The sequence below is a fragment of the Falcatimonas sp. MSJ-15 genome (genome assembly GCF_018918265.1).
GTDB lineage: Bacteria > Bacillota > Clostridia > Lachnospirales > Lachnospiraceae > Falcatimonas.
Genome location: NZ_JAHLQC010000003.1, coordinates 123774 through 141673 on the forward strand (window position 1 = coordinate 123774; position 17900 = coordinate 141673).

The window sequence follows — 17900 nt, forward strand, 5'->3', positions numbered from 1 at the left end:
GAGAAAATGAACGAATTATTTATTGCGAATACAAGTGTGATTGATAGTGCAAGAGTAATAATAGCTGCAGCAAGGCATCAGGATTATAGAAAAGCAATGGTCGAGCTTACCAAAATTACAAGAATGTTGTTAAAAAGCAGTGACTTCATATTGCAAAATATAGAATATTATAACCAATATGGCATAATAGTTACAGAAGATAGTTATATTAGTCTTATTAAGATTATAACAGATGCCCAGGAAACCGAAGATTACCTTTATCTGGCAGACATTCTTCAGACAGAACTTATACCACTCTTTGAGAAGATGCAGGATGTTATTAAAAAAACCGAAGCTAATCTATATGATGAATATGATTATATGCAGAGTAATAAGATGCATTTAGAAGTGTTATTAGAGTCATTACAGACAGAATATAGTAAGATGGATGATACTGATAATAATGAATCACAAAAGATATTATCAAAGATAAAAAAAGTCAAAGAATTGCTGACAATAATAGAATCATATAAAATCGATAATATAGACTATTCGGAATACATTATTCAGTCTGCGATTAATGGTGAACTTACTATGCAGATGGGAACGACAGGAATTCATATACATAGCACAGTTAATCCGACAGCTGAGGGGCGTAACTTTGCACAGGAATACTACAGAATAGAATATAATAGCTATATAGTATTAGGAATTGGTCTTGGATATCATGTAAAAGAACTGCTTAATATGTATGCACCACAGATAATAGTTGCAGAATCAGATATTAATATGCTTATGCTTGCACTTATTAATATGGAATTTGAAGAATTAGAGGACGGCAGGCTGCAGATAATATATGACAAAGACTATACAGAGCTTGCAACTTATATAACCGGAGAAAGAGATGAGAAGATAGTAATCTATGCACCGGAATTAAAGAATGCAATGAAGATAAATGAACAACAGTTAAGTATATTATCAGACATAAAATCAGAGAATGATATCTCAGATATTTTAAAAGAAGAATTATTAAAAAAGAAAAGAATATACGAAAAAATTAAGCAGATATTTATTAGAGAAAGCTCTGTTAGAAACAATGAGAAGAGAATGAATCTTAACTTTAAATACAATATAGCGAATTGTACACACTATGTGGATGAGATTGAAGACAGATTCAAGGGTAAGAAAGTAATAATAGTAGCAGCGGGTCCGTCTCTTGATAAGAATGTGGAACAGCTAAAAACAATAGATAGAAAAACTGATGAATATGTAATTCTTGCAGTAGGAACAGTATATAAGAAATTATTGAATATGGGAATAAAGCCGGATTATGTAATAATAATTGAGGCAAACGAGAATATAATAAGTCAGATAAGCGGTGTAGAAGATAAGGAAGTACCTTTATTAATTCTTTCAACAGCATATAGAGAGCTTGCGAGAAAATACCAAGGGAAAAAATATCTAATAGATCAATATGAATATGACCATGCAGAAGACCATGCCCAAAAATATGGCTATAAATTATATTCAACCGGAGGTTCAGTGACTACAACAGCAACAAGTGTAGCAATAACATTAGGAGCAAGAACTATTATATTCATAGGATTTGACTTATCATATCCGGATGGCATAAGTCATGCAGATGGGACATTAGGTAAGAAGAAACTTGACACTACAGGATTCGTTGGAGTTGAAAGTATAGATGGTACGATAGTATATGCTACGAATGTATTCATCATCTACCGCAATTGGATAGAAAACGAGATTAAAAAGCACCATGATATCGAATTTATAGACGCAACCGAAGGTGGTGCAAAGATTGCCGGAACAAAGATAATGTCACTTGAGAATGCACTTAAGAAAAAATAGAATGTATAAAAATTACCTGAAAGGTTAAATTTATATTGACTAATATTGCTCTGAATGATATTCTAAAATTACCTTTGAGGTAAATTTAGAAAGAGGTGATGTGTTGGAAATTTCGTACAAAAATAACAAGATTAAAAAGGTTTGTACGGATGCCAAAACTTCAGATAGAGCTTATGGCAAAGAAATGTCAGAGAAAATACAGATGAGAATTGATGAAATCAGAGCAGCTGATACAGTTGAAGACATGATTAAATTTAAGATAGGAAGATGTCATTCTTTGCACAATAATCGAAAAGGTCAATATGCAGTCGATTTGGTTCATCCGTACAGATTAGTATTTGAAAAACATGGTAATGAGATACAGGTAGCTCATATCATGGAAATAGTTGATTATCATTAAGAAAAATAGATAGGAGGTAGCACTATGGTGAGAAGTCGCAGTTATATCGCAACACCACCTGGAGCAACAATTAAGGAGCAGCTTAATGACAGAAAAATGAGCCAGAAAGAATTTGCAGCTAGGATGGATATGTCGGAGAAACATATTAGCAAATTGATAAATGGAGATGTACAGCTGACTCCGGATGTAGCTGTAAGATTAGAAATGGTACTTGGAGTTCCAGCAAAATTTTGGAATAATCTAGAGGCTATTTACAGAGAAAAATTAATTAAAGTCGAAGCTGAGAATAAAATGGAAGAAGATGAGAGGTTAGTAAAACAACTTCCATATAATGAGATGGCAAAATATGGATGGGTTAAAGAAACACGAGATTCAAAAGAAAGAGTAGTAAATTTGAGAAAATACTTTGAAGTGGTTGAATTATCTTTGCTTGAAAATAGTCAAATTACAAGAATTGCATGTAGGAGACTAGCAGTTACAGAAAAGGGAGATTTCGCATTATTAGCATGGGCACAAGAAGCCAAGTTAATAGCAAGAGATATTCAGACAGAAGCTATAGATATTAAGAGTATGATAAAAGTTATTCCACAGATTAGAAAAATGACATTATTAAAGCCAGAAGAATTTGCTGTGCAACTTAAATCATTATTAGCTAAATGTGGAGTAGCACTTGTTTTTTTACCTCACCTGAAAGGCTCTTTTTTGCAAGGAGCTTCCTTTATAGATGGTAGCAAAATAGTAGTTGGATTAACCGTTAGAGGAAAAGATGCAGATAAATTTTGGTTTAGTCTGTTTCATGAGTTAGCACATATTGTACTAGGACATATTGGTAAACCTAATGGTACAAGTGAGGAAGATGAGAAAGATGCAGATATATGGGCAAGAGATATTTTGATATCAAAGGAAGAATTTGAAAAGTTTAAGCAAAAAAAAGATTATTCTCAAACAAGCGTTTACAAATTTGCAAAACAGCAAGGGATAGCATCGGGAATTGTTGTTGGGCGCTTACAAAATGAAGGCTGTATAAAACATAGTATGTTAAATGATTTAAAAGAGCATTATGAGATTGTCATATAATAAGTAAAGATGTTAATAACTTTAAAAGTATGGTAAAAATAATTGTTTATATATTTTTAATCATATCAATAATGACAAAAGACTCAACATATTGTATACTATATTTATAAGGCGTAGTGTCACTGTCAGTAATTCTATATTTATAATATAGAGATATAGGCATGTACACTACAATGGTAAGGTGTAGGTCCCTAAAGAAAAAACCGTCTTTGGGGTGAGTTATTTGGTTCCACATGGAGGTGGATAGAGTTATGATTAGCAGTGTATATAATTATTATATGGATACATATTATGGAAAGAGATATAATACCCGTAATGTGTCCACAAGACCGGAAGAGCTTAAGAAACTCTGTGTTTCAATTGCTAAGAATAATCAGAACTCTTTTTTATATAGATTTGAACCATCAGAATCTTTTTGCAAGTATGCAATAGATCTAAAAGAATGTGGAATAGGATTAAAAGCACTGACTAATGAACTTAACACAAGTAACCCGGACTATGTGATGCAGAAGTACAAGGCATTTTCTGGTGATGAAAGTGTAATAGAGGCGGTTTTTACAGGTAATGACAGCGAACAAAGTGATGACATAAGTGTAAGAGTAGAACAACTTGCCACAAGCCAGGTTAATACAGGATATGTGTTAAAAGATGATGAACTGGATTTTACACCTGGTAAGCACAGTTTCAAAGTAGAATGTGGAAGTTCGATATATGACCTTCAGTTTACTGTTAGGGAGAATGAACGTAATCAGAATATACTTAACAGAGTCGGTGCACTTATAAACCGTAACCATATAGGAATTAAAGCGAGCGTTGTTCATGGTGAACAAGGTTCAGCATTACGGCTTGAATCGGAGAATACAGGCACAGGAATAACAGAACCATATCTTTTTGGTATTAATTATGAAGACGATGACGAAGCAGATATACTTGGAATAGACTATATAAGCAGATATCCGTCAAACAGCTCATATTATATTAATGGAGAACACTATACATCTTCTGATAATATAGTGCATTATAGAGATATGTACATTCTGAAACTTAATGGTATATCACAGGATGCAATCGATATACACACATCGTATGATTCAGAATCAATACTTGGTAACATAGGAAGTCTTATAGGAAGCTTCAATCATTCTGTGCAGCTTGCAAAAGGTAGTGAAGATACATCATTAAAATCATCGTTACTTCTTAAGAATCTTACAGACATAGCAGATGAATCGCTAAAGACAATGGATATATATGGAATTGATGTAGATGATGCAGAGGGTATTAAGATAGACAGCGATAAGCTTAAGAGCTATCTTGACAGCGAAGAATGTAAGAATATTCTTGCAAAGCTTGACCAATTCAAAGAGCAGCTTTCCAAAAATGCAGATAACCTGATTATAGATCCACTTAATTATGTTAATAAAGTGCTGATATCATATAATAATCCATCAAAACCATACTTTTCAGCTTATAAGATATCACTGTATGCAGGAATGATGTTTAATTATTATTTATAGATATGGAATGACAAAATAGCTATGAGTTTGTTGCTCATAGCTATTTTGTCTGATATGGAATTCGTATTATAAAACAATTATAAACTCTACTTACAAGACTTGACGATGCTTGCAATGTATGATATATTAGACTAGCATTGGAAGAAGTCTTTTTTTTATGCCCAAAAATAGAGGCATGGAAAAATTGCAAATTTGAATTAAAGCGGAGGTGGAAGTTGTGCGCGTAAAGATAACATTGGCATGTACAGAATGTAAACAGCGTAATTACAACATGACAAAGGATAAGAAAACTCATCCAGACAGAATGGAGACTAAGAAGTATTGTAAGTTCTGTAAGTCACACACATTACACAAAGAGACAAAGTAATAATCTTATTATTTAATTACGAGGTGAGAATATGAGTGAGACAGCAGCAGCTAAGGAAAAAGCTCCAAAAAAGAGCTTTTTTAATGGCCTTAAGGCTGAATTTAATAAGATAATTTGGCCTGATAAGAAGTCACTTACCAAGCAGAGTATAGCAGTAACAGTTATCTCAGTAGTACTTGGTCTGATTATCGCACTGTTAGATTTGGTAATTAAATTCGGTGTAGAAATTTTAGTAAAATAAAAGAAAAGGTGATTTTATGTCAGAGGCAGCTAATTGGTATGTAGTTCATACCTATTCAGGCTACGAAAACAAGGTTAAGATTGACATTGAGAATACAATTAGAAACAGAAAACTTGAAGACCAGATCTTGGAAGTAACCGTACCAATGCAAGATGTGGTTGAAGTTAAGAACGGTGCTAAGAAGCAGGTTCAAAAGAAGATGTTTCCGGGATACGTTCTTATCAATATGATAATGAACGATGATACATGGTATGTAGTTCGTAACACAAGAGGTGTTACAGGTTTCGTAGGACCTGGGTCAAAACCGGTTCCCCTGACAGAAGCCGAGATGAAGCCACTTGGTATCAAGACAGTCCGAGATGCAGAAGTTGATTATGGTGTTGGTGACAGCATCCTTGTTACATCTGGGGTATGGAAAGATACAGTTGGAATCGTCACTCGTATTAGCCAGGAGAAACAGATTGTTACAATCAATGTCGATATGTTTGGTCGTGAAACACCAGTAGAATTAAGTTTCACAGAAGTTAAGAAAATGTAGAGTGTATATTCACACAAGGCAATGCGTCCGGATAACGGAACGTGGGAGGGAAATCCCCGCCAATACCACATAATTTAGGAGGTGCCTAAAATGGCAAAGAAAGTTACAGGTTATATTAAATTACAGATTCCTGCAGGAAAGGCAACACCTGCTCCACCAGTTGGTCCAGCATTAGGTCAGCATGGTGTTAACATTGTACAGTTTACAAAAGAGTTCAATGCTAAGACAGCAGATCAGGACGGAATGATCATTCCTGTTGTTATTACAGTTTATGCTGATAGAAGCTTCAGCTTCATCACAAAGACACCACCTGCAGCAGTTCTTCTTAAGAAAGCTTGCAACATCAAATCAGGTTCAGCTGTACCTAACAAGACTAAGGTAGCTACAATTTCAAAAGCAGAAGTTCAGAAGATCGCTGAACTTAAGATGCCTGATTTAAATGCTGCATCATTAGAAGCTGCAATCAGTATGATTAGCGGTACTGCAAGAAGTATGGGAATCACAGTAGAAGAATAATCTACTGCCCGGTATAATTAACTATTAACAACAAAAAAAACGTGGGAGGGTTTACTCCCGATAATACCACTAGGAGGTTATTTAATTATGAAACACGGTAAAAGATATGCAGAAGCTGCTAAATTAGTAGATCGTGCAACTCTTTATGAAACAGCAGAAGCAATTTCTTTAGTTAAGAAATCAGCTGGTGCTAAATTTGATGAAACAATCGAAGCTCATATCAGAACAGGTCTTGACGGACGTCATGCTGATCAGCAGATTCGTGGTGCTGTAGTACTTCCACACGGAACTGGTAAATCAGTTAGAGTTTTAGTTTTCGCTAAAGGTGATAAAGCAGCAGAAGCAGAAGCAGCTGGTGCAGAATTCGTAGGCGGAGAAGAATTAATTCCAAAGATTCAGAACGAAGGATGGTTCGATTTTGATGTTGTTGTTGCAACTCCAGATATGATGGGTGTTGTTGGTCGTTTAGGTCGTGTACTTGGACCAAAAGGCTTAATGCCTAACCCAAAAGCTGGTACAGTAACAATGGACGTTACAAAAGCTGTTAACGATATCAAAGCTGGTAAGATTGAATACAGACTTGACAAGACTAACATTATCCATGTGCCAATCGGAAAAGCTTCATTTGATGAAGAAAAATTAGCGGACAACTTCCAAACGCTTATGAATGCAATCGTTAAAGCTAAACCAAGCACAGTTAAAGGTCAGTACTTAAAGAGTATTACTTTAACATCAACAATGGGTCCTGGTGTAAAACTTAACCCTAATAAGTTTCTTGCTTAATTAGTAAAAAACGATTGACAAATAGAGATTAATATGCTAGAATAACATAGCATTATGACTGCCGTAGACAGTAGGTGCCGCAAGGCTTAAGGTGAGAACGCCTACCGAGGAATGATTGATATGCTCATTTAATTATGATATATATCAGCCTCTCTGTCTAAGGACAGAGAGGTTTTTTTGTGCTATTCATGTCAGACATGAACACATATATCGGCGTCACGCAAATATATAAGGAGGTGCACAATAATGGCAAAAGTAGAATTAAAGAAACCAATAGTTGAAGAGATCAAAGAAGCTCTTAATGGAGCACAGGCAGCTGTAGTAGTTGACTATCGTGGACTTACAGTTGAACAGGATACAGCTCTTCGTAAACAGTTAAGAGAAGCTGGTGTTGTATACAAAGTATATAAGAACACAATGATCAATTTAGCTGTTAAAGGTACAGAATTCGAAGCTTTAGTTCCACATCTTGAAGGACCTACAGCTATCGCAATTTCTAAAGAAGACGCTACAGCTCCAGCAAGAATTTTATATAACTTCGCTAAGACAGCAGAAGCTCTTGAATTAAAAGCTGGTGTGGTAGACGGTACTTACTATGATAACGATGGAATCAAAGTTATCGCAACTATCCCATCAAGAAACGAATTACTTTCAAAATTACTTGGAAGTATTCAGTCACCAGTTACAAACTTTGCTCGTGTTATTAAGCAGATCGCTGAGAAGAACGAAGAAGTTGCATAATCTAAGTTTATGCATGTAACAAAACTATAAGAACAATAAGTAAATTATCGTAGATATACGAAATTTTGAAATGGAGGATATTAATAATGACAACTCAGGAAATTATTGAAGTAATCAAAGGTTTAACAGTATTAGAATTAAATGATTTAGTAAAAGCATGTGAAGAAGAATTCGGCGTATCTGCAGCAGCAGGTGTTGTAGTTGCAGCAGCAGGCGGTGCAGCAGCAGCTGAAGAAAAGACAGAATTCGATGTTGAATTAACAGAAGCTGGCCCTAACAAAGTTAAAGTTATCAAAGTAGTTCGTGAAGTAACAGGACTTGGCTTAAAAGAAGCTAAAGAAGTAGTTGACGGAGCTCCTAAGGTAGTTAAAGCTGGTGCTAGCAAAGAAGAAGCTGAAGAAATCAAGACAAAACTTGAAGCTGAAGGCGCTAAAGTTACTCTTAAATAATTTTAGTTATAAAGTTAATAAAGAGAATTCCAGGGGATATGCGAAAGCATATCCCCTTTTTGAACTTAAATCTCATATCTTGGCTCTTTGCGGGGAGTGGGGTAAAATCCATTTTTTATAAAACTTCTGCAAGAAGTATTGACACTACAAAAAACTTGTGTTAATATGGAAAATGCACTATTGTGGTAATGTGTGCCTGTTTGTAGAAAGATATTCATAATTCAGTTGTATATCATTAGTTTCAAAAATGATATATTGCTGAGTTATGAAGTGATTTATAACAAAATTGTACCAATAATTAGTGCAAGAACCTAATATTAATAATAAATTTCAATATCAAATAAGGGGTGAAACGTCAATGGAGAAAAACAGAATGCATCCAGTCAAAGTTGGAAAAAGTATCAGGATGAGTTACTCTAGACAAAAAGAGGTTCTAGAGATGCCGAACCTGATTGAGGTTCAGAAGAACTCATACCAGTGGTTTCTGGATGAAGGTTTAAAAGAAGTATTTGAAGATATATCTCCAATTGCTGATTACAGTGGTCATTTAAGTCTTGAATTCGTAGATTTTACACTTTGCGAAGACGATGTTAAGTATTCTATTGAAGAATGCAAGGAAAGAGATGCAACGTATGCTGCACCTTTAAAGGTTAGAGTTAGACTCTATAATAAGGAAAGCGATGAAATTAGTGAACATGAGATATTCATGGGCGATTTACCTCTTATGACTGCAACAGGTACATTCGTTATCAACGGCGCAGAGAGAGTTATTGTTAGCCAGTTAGTTCGTTCTCCTGGTATATACTACGAGATAGGTCATGATAAGATTGGTAAGGAATTATATTCATGTACAGTTATTCCTAACCGTGGTGCATGGCTTGAATATGAGACAGATTCTAATGACATATTCTATGTGCGTGTAGACAGAACAAGAAAAGTACCTGTAACTGTTCTTATTAGAGCATTAGGTTATGGTACTAACGAGCAGATTATCGACCTGTTTGGTGAAGAACCTAAGATTATGGCAGCATTTGCTAAAGATCCATCAGATAATTATCAGGATGGTCTTCTTGAATTATATAAGAAGATTAGACCGGGCGAACCACTTTCAGTAGATAGTGCAGAGAGCCTTATCAATGCGATGTTCTTCGATCCAAGAAGATATGATCTTGCCAAAGTAGGTAGATACAAATTTAATAAAAAGTTACATCTTAAGAATAGAATCAGAGGACATGTTCTTGCTGATGATGTTATAGATGAGACAACAGGAGAGGTTCTTGGCGAGAAGGATGCAATAGTAACAGAAGAGATGGCTATTGAGATCCAGAATGCGGGAGTTCCTTATGTATGGGTTAAGAATGAAGAGAGAAGAATTAAAGTTCTTTCTAACGTTATGGTTGATATTAAGCATTGGATTCCTGAACTTACAGATGAAGATCTTGTAACTCTTGGTATTAATGAGAACGTATTCTATCCTGTATTAAAACAGATCTTAGAAGAAAATAATGGATTAGAAGAGATTAAGGAAGCAATCAAGAAGAATATTGCTGACTTAATTCCAAAACATATTACAACAGAAGATATTATCGCTACAATCAACTACAACATTCATCTTGAACATGGAGTTGGTACTAAAGATGATATCGATCACTTAGGTAACAGACGTATCAGAGCTGTTGGTGAATTACTTCAGAACCAGTATAGAATTGGTCTCTCAAGAATGGAAAGAGTTGTAAGAGAAAGAATGACAACTCAGGATTTAGATGGAATATCACCACAGTCATTAATTAATATTAAGCCAGTAACTGCAGCTGTTAAAGAATTCTTCGGAAGTTCACAGTTGTCACAGTTCATGGATCAGAATAACCCTCTTGGTGAGTTAACACATAAGAGACGTCTTTCAGCATTAGGACCTGGTGGTCTTTCACGAGACAGAGCCGGATTCGAAGTTCGAGATGTTCACTATACTCACTACGGAAGAATGTGTCCTATCGAGACACCTGAAGGTCCTAACATCGGTTTAATTAACTCTCTTGCATCTTATGCAAGAATTAACCAGTATGGATTTATCGAAGCACCATATCGTGTTGTAGATAAGACAGATCCTAAGAATCCTAGAGTAACAGATGAAGTTAGATATCTTACAGCAGATGAAGAAGATAATTATTATGTAGCACAGGCTAATGCCGCTATTGATGAAGAAGGACATTTTGTTCGTAATTCAGTATCTGGACGTTTCAGAGAAGAGACAACAGAATTTGAGAAGAGCAAGATTGACTTAATGGACGTATCTCCTAAGATGGTATTCTCAGTAGCTACATCAATGATTCCTTTCCTTCCTAATGATGATGCTAACCGAGCACTTATGGGATCTAACATGCAGCGTCAGGCGGTACCACTTCTTACAACAGAAGCTCCTGTTGTTGGTACAGGTATTGAAGCAAAAGCAGCTGTTGACTCAGGTGTATGTGTTGTTGCCAAGAATGCAGGTGTTGTTGAACGTTCAACATCCAAAGAGATTGTAATCAGAAGTGTAGATGGTAACAGAGATGTGTACAAACTTACTAAGTTCTCACGTTCTAACCAGAGTAACTGCTACAATCAGAGATCAATTGTATTCAAAGGTGATAAGATTGAAAAAGGTCAGGTTATCGCAGATGGACCTTCAACATCTAATGGTGAGATAGCCCTTGGTAAGAACCCACTTATCGGTTTCATGACATGGGAAGGTTATAACTATGAAGATGCTGTATTACTTAGCGAGAGATTAGTAGAAGATGATGTATATACATCAATTCATATAGAAGAATATGAGGCAGAATCAAGAGATACTAAGCTTGGACCAGAAGAGATTACAAGAGATGTTCCAGGTGTTGGTGATGATGCACTCAAAGACCTTGACGAAAGAGGTATCATAAGAATTGGTGCTGAAGTTCGTGCAGGTGATATACTTGTAGGTAAAGTTACACCAAAGGGTGAGACAGAACTTACAGCTGAAGAAAGACTCCTTAGAGCAATCTTTGGTGAAAAAGCAAGAGAAGTAAGAGATACTTCACTTAAAGTACCTCATGGTGAATATGGTATTATCGTTGATGCTAAAGTATTCACAAGAGAGAACGGAGATGAACTTCCACCAGGAGTTAACCAGACAGTTCGTATCTATATCGCTCAGAAGAGAAAGATCTCAGTTGGTGATAAGATGGCTGGTCGTCATGGTAACAAGGGTGTTGTTTCAAGAATACTTCCAGTAGAAGATATGCCATTCTTACCTAATGGACGTCCTCTTGATATAGTACTTAATCCACTTGGTGTGCCTTCACGAATGAACATCGGACAGGTCCTTGAGATTCATTTAAGTCTTGCTGCAAAAGCATTAGGATTTAATATATCAACTCCTGTATTCGATGGTGCAGATGAAGATGCAATTATGGATACACTTGATTTAGCTAATGATTATGTTAATCTTGAGTGGGATGAATTCAAAGCAAAACATGAAGATACACTTAATCCAGAGATTATGGAATATCTTGGTAATCACCTTGAACATAGAGAATTATGGAAAGGTGTTCCAATCTCAAGAGATGGTAAAGTAAGACTTCGTGATGGTAGAACAGGTGAATATTTTGACAGTCCTGTTACAATTGGTCACATGCATTACTTAAAACTTCATCATCTTGTTGATGATAAGATCCATGCACGTTCAACTGGTCCTTACTCACTTGTTACACAGCAGCCACTTGGTGGTAAAGCACAGTTTGGTGGTCAGCGTTTTGGTGAGATGGAAGTTTGGGCACTTGAAGCTTATGGTGCATCATATACTTTACAGGAGATTCTTACAGTTAAGTCTGATGATGTAATCGGACGTGTTAAGACATATGAAGCTATTATTAAGGGTGAGAATATCCCTGAACCAGGTATTCCTGAATCATTCAAGGTACTCTTAAAAGAACTTCAGTCATTAGCACTTGATGTAAAAGTACTTAAAGATGGCAACACAGAAGTTGACATTATGGAATCTGTTGATTATTCATCAGATGACACAAGAACTAACTTCGATGAAGATATGAAGTATGATGATAATTCACTTGCTGACAATGGATTCACACAGCAGGAATTTGACGGTGAAGAACTTGTTGACATAGATGATGATAACACAGACGAAGATTTATTTAGTGATTTTGAAGACGAATTTCCAGAAGAATAGTTAGAAGGGAGTGCCAGTAATGCAGGATAACAATAATAATGAAGCATATCAACCTATGACGTTTGATGCAATTAAGATTGGTCTTGCTTCACCTGAAAAGATTCTTGAGTGGTCAAGAGGCGAAGTTAAGAAGCCCGAAACAATTAATTATAGAACATTAAAACCAGAAAGAGACGGTCTGTTCTGTGAAAGAATATTTGGACCAAGTAAAGACTGGGAATGTCATTGTGGTAAATATAAAAAGATTAGATATAAAGGTGTAATTTGTGACAGATGTGGTGTTGAAGTTACTAAAGCAAGTGTACGTCGTGAACGTATGGGACATATCAAACTTGCTGCACCTGTATCACATATCTGGTATTTCAAGGGAATCCCAAGCCGTATGGGATTAATCCTTGATATATCACCTAGAACACTTGAAAAAGTATTATACTTTGCAAACTATATTGTCCTTGATAAGGGCAATACAGATTTGCAGTATAAACAGGTTCTTTCAGAAAGAGAATTCAAGGATGCTTATGACAAATGGGGTAATAACTTCAGAGTTGGCATGGGCGCAGAAGCTATTAAAGAATTATTAGTAGCAATTGACTTAGAAAAAGAATCACAGGAACTTATGAGAGATCTTGAAGATTCATCAGGACAGAAGAGAGCAAGAATAATCAAGAGACTTGAAGTGGTTGAAGCATTCAGAGAATCAGGTAACAGACCAGAATGGATGATCCTTGATTATATTCCTGTAATTCCACCAGATCTTAGACCTATGGTACAGCTCGATGGTGGTAGATTTGCAACTTCTGACTTAAATGATCTTTACAGAAGAATCATTAATAGAAATAACCGTCTTCAGAGACTTTTAGAGTTAGGTGCTCCTGACATTATTGTTCGTAATGAGAAGAGAATGTTACAGGAAGCTGTAGATGCTCTTATAGATAATGGTAGAAGAGGACGTCCTGTAACAGGTCCTGGTAACAGAGCACTCAAATCTCTGTCAGACATGTTAAAGGGTAAACAGGGACGTTTCCGTCAGAACTTACTTGGTAAACGAGTTGACTATTCAGGTCGATCAGTTATCGTTGTAGGACCAGAACTTAAGATATACCAGTGTGGTCTTCCAAAAGAGATGGCTATCGAATTATTTAAGCCATTCGTTATGAAAGAGTTAGTTGCTAATGGAACAGCTCACAATATTAAAAATGCTAAGAAGATGGTAGAGAGACTTGAGACAGAAGTATGGGATGTACTTGAAGATGTAATTAAAGAACATCCAGTAATGCTTAACCGTGCTCCTACACTTCATAGACTTGGTATTCAGGCATTTGAACCAATCCTTGTAGAAGGTAAAGCTATTAAGTTACATCCACTTGTATGTACAGCTTTCAATGCCGATTTCGATGGTGACCAGATGGCTGTGCATCTTCCACTTTCAGTTGAAGCACAGGCAGAATGTAGATTCTTACTTCTCTCACCTAACAACCTCTTAAAACCATCAGATGGTGGTCCTGTTGCCGTTCCTTCACAGGATATGGTACTTGGTATCTACTATTTAACACAGGAGAGACCAAATGTTACAGGTGAAGGTAAATTCTTTAAGAGTGTTAATGAAGCAATGCTTGCTTACGAGAATCAGGTAATTACACTTCATTCAAGAATTAAAGTTAAGAATACAAGAACATTACCAGACGGAAGAACAGTTACAGGTATTACAGAGTCAACACTTGGTAGATTCTTATTCAATGAGATTCTCCCACAGGATCTTGGATTCGTAGATAGAACAGATCCAGCTAATGATTTAAAACTTGAAGTTGATTTCCATGTTGGTAAGAAACAGTTAAAGAAGATACTTGAAAAAGTTATTAATACACATGGTGCATCAAAGACTGCAGAAGTTCTTGATGATATCAAAGCTATGGGTTACAAATATTCAACTAGAGCAGCTATGACAGTTTCTATTTCAGAGATGGAAGTGCCAAAGCAGAAGAAAGAATTAATATCTAATGCAGAAGCTACAGTTGAGAAGATTATGAGAAACTTCAGACGTGGTCTTATCACAGAAGAAGAACGTTATAAAGAAGTTGTTGAGACATGGAAAGTTACTGATGATGAGCTTACACATGCACTTTTATCAGGACTTGATAAGTACAATAACATCTTCATGATGGCTGACTCTGGTGCACGAGGATCAGATAAGCAGATCAAACAGCTTGCCGGTATGCGAGGACTTATGGCAGATACATCAGGACGTACTATCGAACTTCCTATCAAGTCTAACTTCCGAGAAGGACTTGATGTACTGGAATACTTCATCTCAGCTCATGGAGCTAGAAAAGGACTTTCAGATACAGCACTTCGTACAGCCGATTCAGGATACTTAACAAGACGTCTTGTTGACGTATCACAGGAACTTATTGTTCGTCAGATAGACTGTTGCGAAGGTAAAGAGATTCCAGGTATGTGGGTTAAAGCATTCATGGATGCTAATGAGACAATCGAAAGTCTTGAAGATAGAATATCAGGAAGATTCGCAGCTGAGACAATCACAGATGATAATGGTGAAGTGCTTGTAAAAGCTAATCACATGATTACACCAAGAAGAGCAGCTAAGATCGTAAAATATCTGAATGCTCTTGAGAATAAAGATGCAGAAGTTAAGATTAGAACAATCTTAACATGTAAGTCACATGTAGGTATCTGTGCTAAATGTTACGGAGCTAACATGGCTACAGGTCAGGCAGTTCAGGTAGGTGAAGCTGTTGGTATTATCGCAGCTCAGTCAATCGGTGAACCTGGTACACAGCTTACAATGCGTACGTTCCATACTGGTGGTGTTGCCGGTGGTGATATCACACAAGGTCTTCCTCGAGTAGAAGAACTCTTCGAGGCAAGAAAACCAAAGGGACTTGCAATTATCGCAGAATTCGGCGGTGTTGCTGAACTTAAAGATACTAAGAAAAAACGTGAAGTTATAATAACAGATCATGAAACAGGTAACTCTAAGGCATATTTAATACCTTATGGTTCAAGAATCAAAGTAACTGATGGTGCAGTACTTGAAGCCGGTGATGAACTTACAGAAGGTAGTATCAATCCACATGACCTCTTAAAGATTAAGGGTGTTCGTGCAGTACAGGATTACATGATTCGTGAAGTTCAGAGAGTATACCGCTTACAGGGTGTTGATATCAACGATAAGCATATCGAAGTTATCGTTAGACAGATGCTTAAGAAGATTAAGATTGAAGAAAGTGGAGATTCAGAATATCTTCCAGGTACATCAGTTGACGTACTTGACTTCAATGAGACTAACGAAGAACTTAGAGAAAAGGGATTAAAAGAAGCAGAAGGTACGCAGGTAATGCTTGGTATTACTAAGGCATCTCTTGCAACTAACTCATTCTTATCAGCAGCTTCATTCCAGGAGACTACTAAAGTTCTTACTGAAGCAGCTATTAATGGTAAGGTTGACCCTCTTATCGGTCTTAAAGAGAACGTTCTTATCGGTCAGCTTATCCCAGCTGGTACAGGTATGAAGAGATACAGAAATGTAAAACTTGATACAGATATCAACGAGACAGATGAATTAATGTTCACAGAAGATTTTGATGAATTATCTTTTGCAGATGATGTACAGAATTCAGAAACAACTGCTGATGCAGATGCAGTAAAGCCTGAAGATACAACAGAAGAATAGAATATATAGTATATATCAGAATGTAATATGCTGATATATACAGCAAATGCCACACTTTACAGTCGGAATAGACTTGTAGGGTGTGGCATTTTTTATGTCTATAAAAACTCTCTAAATAAATTCTAAACACTTTCCGATACACATTGTAGTTAATGGTCACACATACAGAAGAAGTTAATTATAAGGCTGAAACTGTTAGAAAACGTATATTGACTTGAATATTACATTGGAGGGACAGAATCATGAAGGATAGGTTATTAAATGCAATTAGATATAAAACATTCATAGATAATCCGAGATATCTCAATCTCTATGTAAACCACAATGAAGAAAAAATAGTATACGACCAATAGAAATAAGCCACAATAAAAAATTGTGGATTTTTTAGATCTAAAAAATATGGGGATATAACAATGTGTGACAGTTATGCGTGAGAATAAAAGAATTATATAGGACAATATTTATAAGTGTTATTACTAGGCAGAATGAGGAGGATTAAGATATGCTAAATGGAAAAACAATATTGATTACAGGTGGAACAGGTTCATTTGGTAATCATTTTGTGGATTATGTGTTAAAGCACTATACACCAAAAAAAATCATCATCTATTCGAGAGATGAATTTAAACAATTCAATATGGCTAATAAATATAAAGAATATAAAGATATATTTAGATTCTTTATTGGAGATGTAAGAGATAAAGAAAGATTTACAAGAGCTTTAAATGGTGTTGATTATGTTATACATGCAGCTGCATTGAAACAGGTTCCGGCATGTGAGTATAATCCTATGGAAGCTGTAAAGACAAATATTAATGGTGCAATGAATATTGTTGACGCAGTATTAGATTCACCAAGTGTTAAGAAAGTTGTAGCTTTATCAACAGATAAAGCAGTTAATCCGGTTAACTTATATGGTGGAACAAAACTTGTATCAGATAAACTATTCATAGCAGCTAATTCATATGTTGGTGATAGAGATCTTACATTTTCGGTTGTCAGATATGGTAATGTTGCAGGAAGTAGAGGCTCTGTAATACCATTCTTTCAGAACATTATTGATAATGGTGGTAGAGAGTTACCTATAACCGATTACAGAATGACAAGATTCTGGATAAGCCTTGAACAGGGAGTTGAACTAGTTATTAAGGCATTACAGGATTCTCATGGTGGAGAGACTTTCATATCTAAGATACCATCATTCAAGATAACAGACCTCGCACAGGCTATGTTACCAGGATGTGAGATGCCGGAAGTTGGAATAAGAGAAGGCGAAAAATTACATGAGATTATGGTAACAAAGGAAGATTCAGCTACTACTTATGAATATGATAAGCATTATATTATATATCCACATTATAGTTGGTGGGCTGGAAGCAGTAAAGTTCTATCTGGTGGCAAAAAAGTGCCGGAGGGATTTGAATATAGTTCTGGAAATAATAAAGAATGGCTTAGTGTGGAACAGATACAGGAATTGTTAAAATCAAAAGATATTTTTCATTAATAGTTAATTAGAAAATATTAATTAGGT

At 35.8% G+C, this 17900-nt stretch carries 14 protein-coding genes and 1 other annotated feature; all 14 genes read left to right on the forward strand.

Features of this window, described 5'->3' with window-relative positions:
* The first annotated feature begins 6 nt into the window (after positions 1-6).
* The 14 genes from KQI85_RS02925 (at position 7) to pseB (ending at position 17873) form a co-directional block, all read left to right on the forward strand.
* Complete coding sequence (locus KQI85_RS02925) at positions 7-1848, forward strand: motility associated factor glycosyltransferase family protein (RefSeq protein WP_216574604.1); 1842 nt, start codon at positions 7-9, stop codon at positions 1846-1848.
* A 100-nt stretch (positions 1849-1948) separates the two neighbouring features.
* Positions 1949-2248, forward strand: coding sequence for a type II toxin-antitoxin system RelE/ParE family toxin (locus KQI85_RS02930; RefSeq protein ID WP_371820524.1), 300 nt, complete (start codon positions 1949-1951; stop codon positions 2246-2248).
* Between the two features lie 24 nt (positions 2249-2272).
* Positions 2273-3325: a HigA family addiction module antitoxin gene (locus tag KQI85_RS02935; protein WP_216574606.1), complete on the forward strand. Its 1053-nt coding sequence runs from the start codon at positions 2273-2275 to the stop codon at positions 3323-3325.
* Positions 3326-3576: 251 nt separating this feature from the next.
* Positions 3577-4839: a hypothetical protein gene (locus tag KQI85_RS02940; RefSeq protein ID WP_216574607.1), complete on the forward strand. Its 1263-nt coding sequence runs from the start codon at positions 3577-3579 to the stop codon at positions 4837-4839.
* A 217-nt stretch (positions 4840-5056) separates the two neighbouring features.
* Positions 5057-5206 carry a 50S ribosomal protein L33 gene (gene rpmG, locus KQI85_RS02945; protein WP_022262710.1) on the forward strand — a complete coding sequence of 50 codons (150 nt, stop codon included), beginning with the start codon at positions 5057-5059 and terminating at the stop codon, positions 5204-5206.
* A 31-nt stretch (positions 5207-5237) separates the two neighbouring features.
* Positions 5238-5447 carry a preprotein translocase subunit SecE gene (secE, locus tag KQI85_RS02950; RefSeq protein ID WP_216574608.1) on the forward strand — a complete coding sequence of 70 codons (210 nt, stop codon included), beginning with the start codon at positions 5238-5240 and terminating at the stop codon, positions 5445-5447.
* A 16-nt stretch (positions 5448-5463) separates the two neighbouring features.
* Positions 5464-5985, forward strand: coding sequence for a transcription termination/antitermination protein NusG (gene nusG / locus KQI85_RS02955; protein ID WP_216574609.1), 522 nt, complete (start codon positions 5464-5466; stop codon positions 5983-5985).
* Between the two features lie 90 nt (positions 5986-6075).
* Positions 6076-6501, forward strand: coding sequence for a 50S ribosomal protein L11 (gene rplK / locus KQI85_RS02960; RefSeq protein ID WP_216574610.1), 426 nt, complete (start codon positions 6076-6078; stop codon positions 6499-6501).
* Between the two features lie 87 nt (positions 6502-6588).
* On the forward strand, positions 6589-7284 hold the full coding sequence (gene rplA, locus KQI85_RS02965) for a 50S ribosomal protein L1 (RefSeq protein ID WP_216574611.1): 696 nt from the start codon (positions 6589-6591) through the stop codon (positions 7282-7284).
* Positions 7285-7327: 43 nt separating this feature from the next.
* Positions 7328-7471: a sequence feature (ribosomal protein L10 leader region), on the forward strand.
* Positions 7472-7530: 59 nt separating this feature from the next.
* Positions 7531-8025, forward strand: a complete 495-nt coding sequence (gene rplJ, locus KQI85_RS02970) for a 50S ribosomal protein L10 (protein WP_216574612.1) — start codon at positions 7531-7533, stop codon at positions 8023-8025.
* A gap of 86 nt (positions 8026-8111) precedes the next feature.
* The gene (gene rplL, locus KQI85_RS02975; protein ID WP_216574613.1) at positions 8112-8474 is read left to right on the forward strand and encodes a 50S ribosomal protein L7/L12; all 363 of its coding nucleotides are present in this window, start codon (positions 8112-8114) and stop codon (positions 8472-8474) included.
* Between the two features lie 358 nt (positions 8475-8832).
* Entirely contained in the window at positions 8833-12678 is a 3846-nt protein-coding gene (locus KQI85_RS02980; RefSeq protein ID WP_216574614.1) for a DNA-directed RNA polymerase subunit beta, read from the forward strand.
* 19 nt (positions 12679-12697) lie between these two features.
* Positions 12698-16369, forward strand: coding sequence for a DNA-directed RNA polymerase subunit beta' (gene rpoC, locus KQI85_RS02985; RefSeq protein WP_216574615.1), 3672 nt, complete (start codon positions 12698-12700; stop codon positions 16367-16369).
* Positions 16370-16871: 502 nt separating this feature from the next.
* Positions 16872-17873: a UDP-N-acetylglucosamine 4,6-dehydratase (inverting) gene (gene pseB / locus KQI85_RS02990; protein ID WP_216574616.1), complete on the forward strand. Its 1002-nt coding sequence runs from the start codon at positions 16872-16874 to the stop codon at positions 17871-17873.
* The last annotated feature ends 27 nt before the right edge of the window (positions 17874-17900 follow it).

What these genes read in the sequence shown, in the direction of transcription:
- KQI85_RS02980 (WP_216574614.1), top strand. Translation starts at nt 8,833, where the DNA reads ATGGAGAAAAACAGAATGCATCCAGTCAAAGTTGGAAAAAGTATCAGG.
- rplJ (WP_216574612.1), top strand. Translation starts at nt 7,531, where the DNA reads ATGGCAAAAGTAGAATTAAAGAAACCAATAGTTGAAGAGATCAAAGAA.
- rplL (WP_216574613.1), top strand. Translation starts at nt 8,112, where the DNA reads ATGACAACTCAGGAAATTATTGAAGTAATCAAAGGTTTAACAGTATTA.
- KQI85_RS02940 (WP_216574607.1), top strand. Translation starts at nt 3,577, where the DNA reads ATGATTAGCAGTGTATATAATTATTATATGGATACATATTATGGAAAG.
- rpoC (WP_216574615.1), top strand. Translation starts at nt 12,698, where the DNA reads ATGCAGGATAACAATAATAATGAAGCATATCAACCTATGACGTTTGAT.
- rplA (WP_216574611.1), top strand. Translation starts at nt 6,589, where the DNA reads ATGAAACACGGTAAAAGATATGCAGAAGCTGCTAAATTAGTAGATCGT.
- secE (WP_216574608.1), top strand. Translation starts at nt 5,238, where the DNA reads ATGAGTGAGACAGCAGCAGCTAAGGAAAAAGCTCCAAAAAAGAGCTTT.
- KQI85_RS02925 (WP_216574604.1), top strand. Translation starts at nt 7, where the DNA reads ATGAACGAATTATTTATTGCGAATACAAGTGTGATTGATAGTGCAAGA.
- rplK (WP_216574610.1), top strand. Translation starts at nt 6,076, where the DNA reads ATGGCAAAGAAAGTTACAGGTTATATTAAATTACAGATTCCTGCAGGA.
- KQI85_RS02935 (WP_216574606.1), top strand. Translation starts at nt 2,273, where the DNA reads ATGGTGAGAAGTCGCAGTTATATCGCAACACCACCTGGAGCAACAATT.
- nusG (WP_216574609.1), top strand. Translation starts at nt 5,464, where the DNA reads ATGTCAGAGGCAGCTAATTGGTATGTAGTTCATACCTATTCAGGCTAC.
- pseB (WP_216574616.1), top strand. Translation starts at nt 16,872, where the DNA reads ATGCTAAATGGAAAAACAATATTGATTACAGGTGGAACAGGTTCATTT.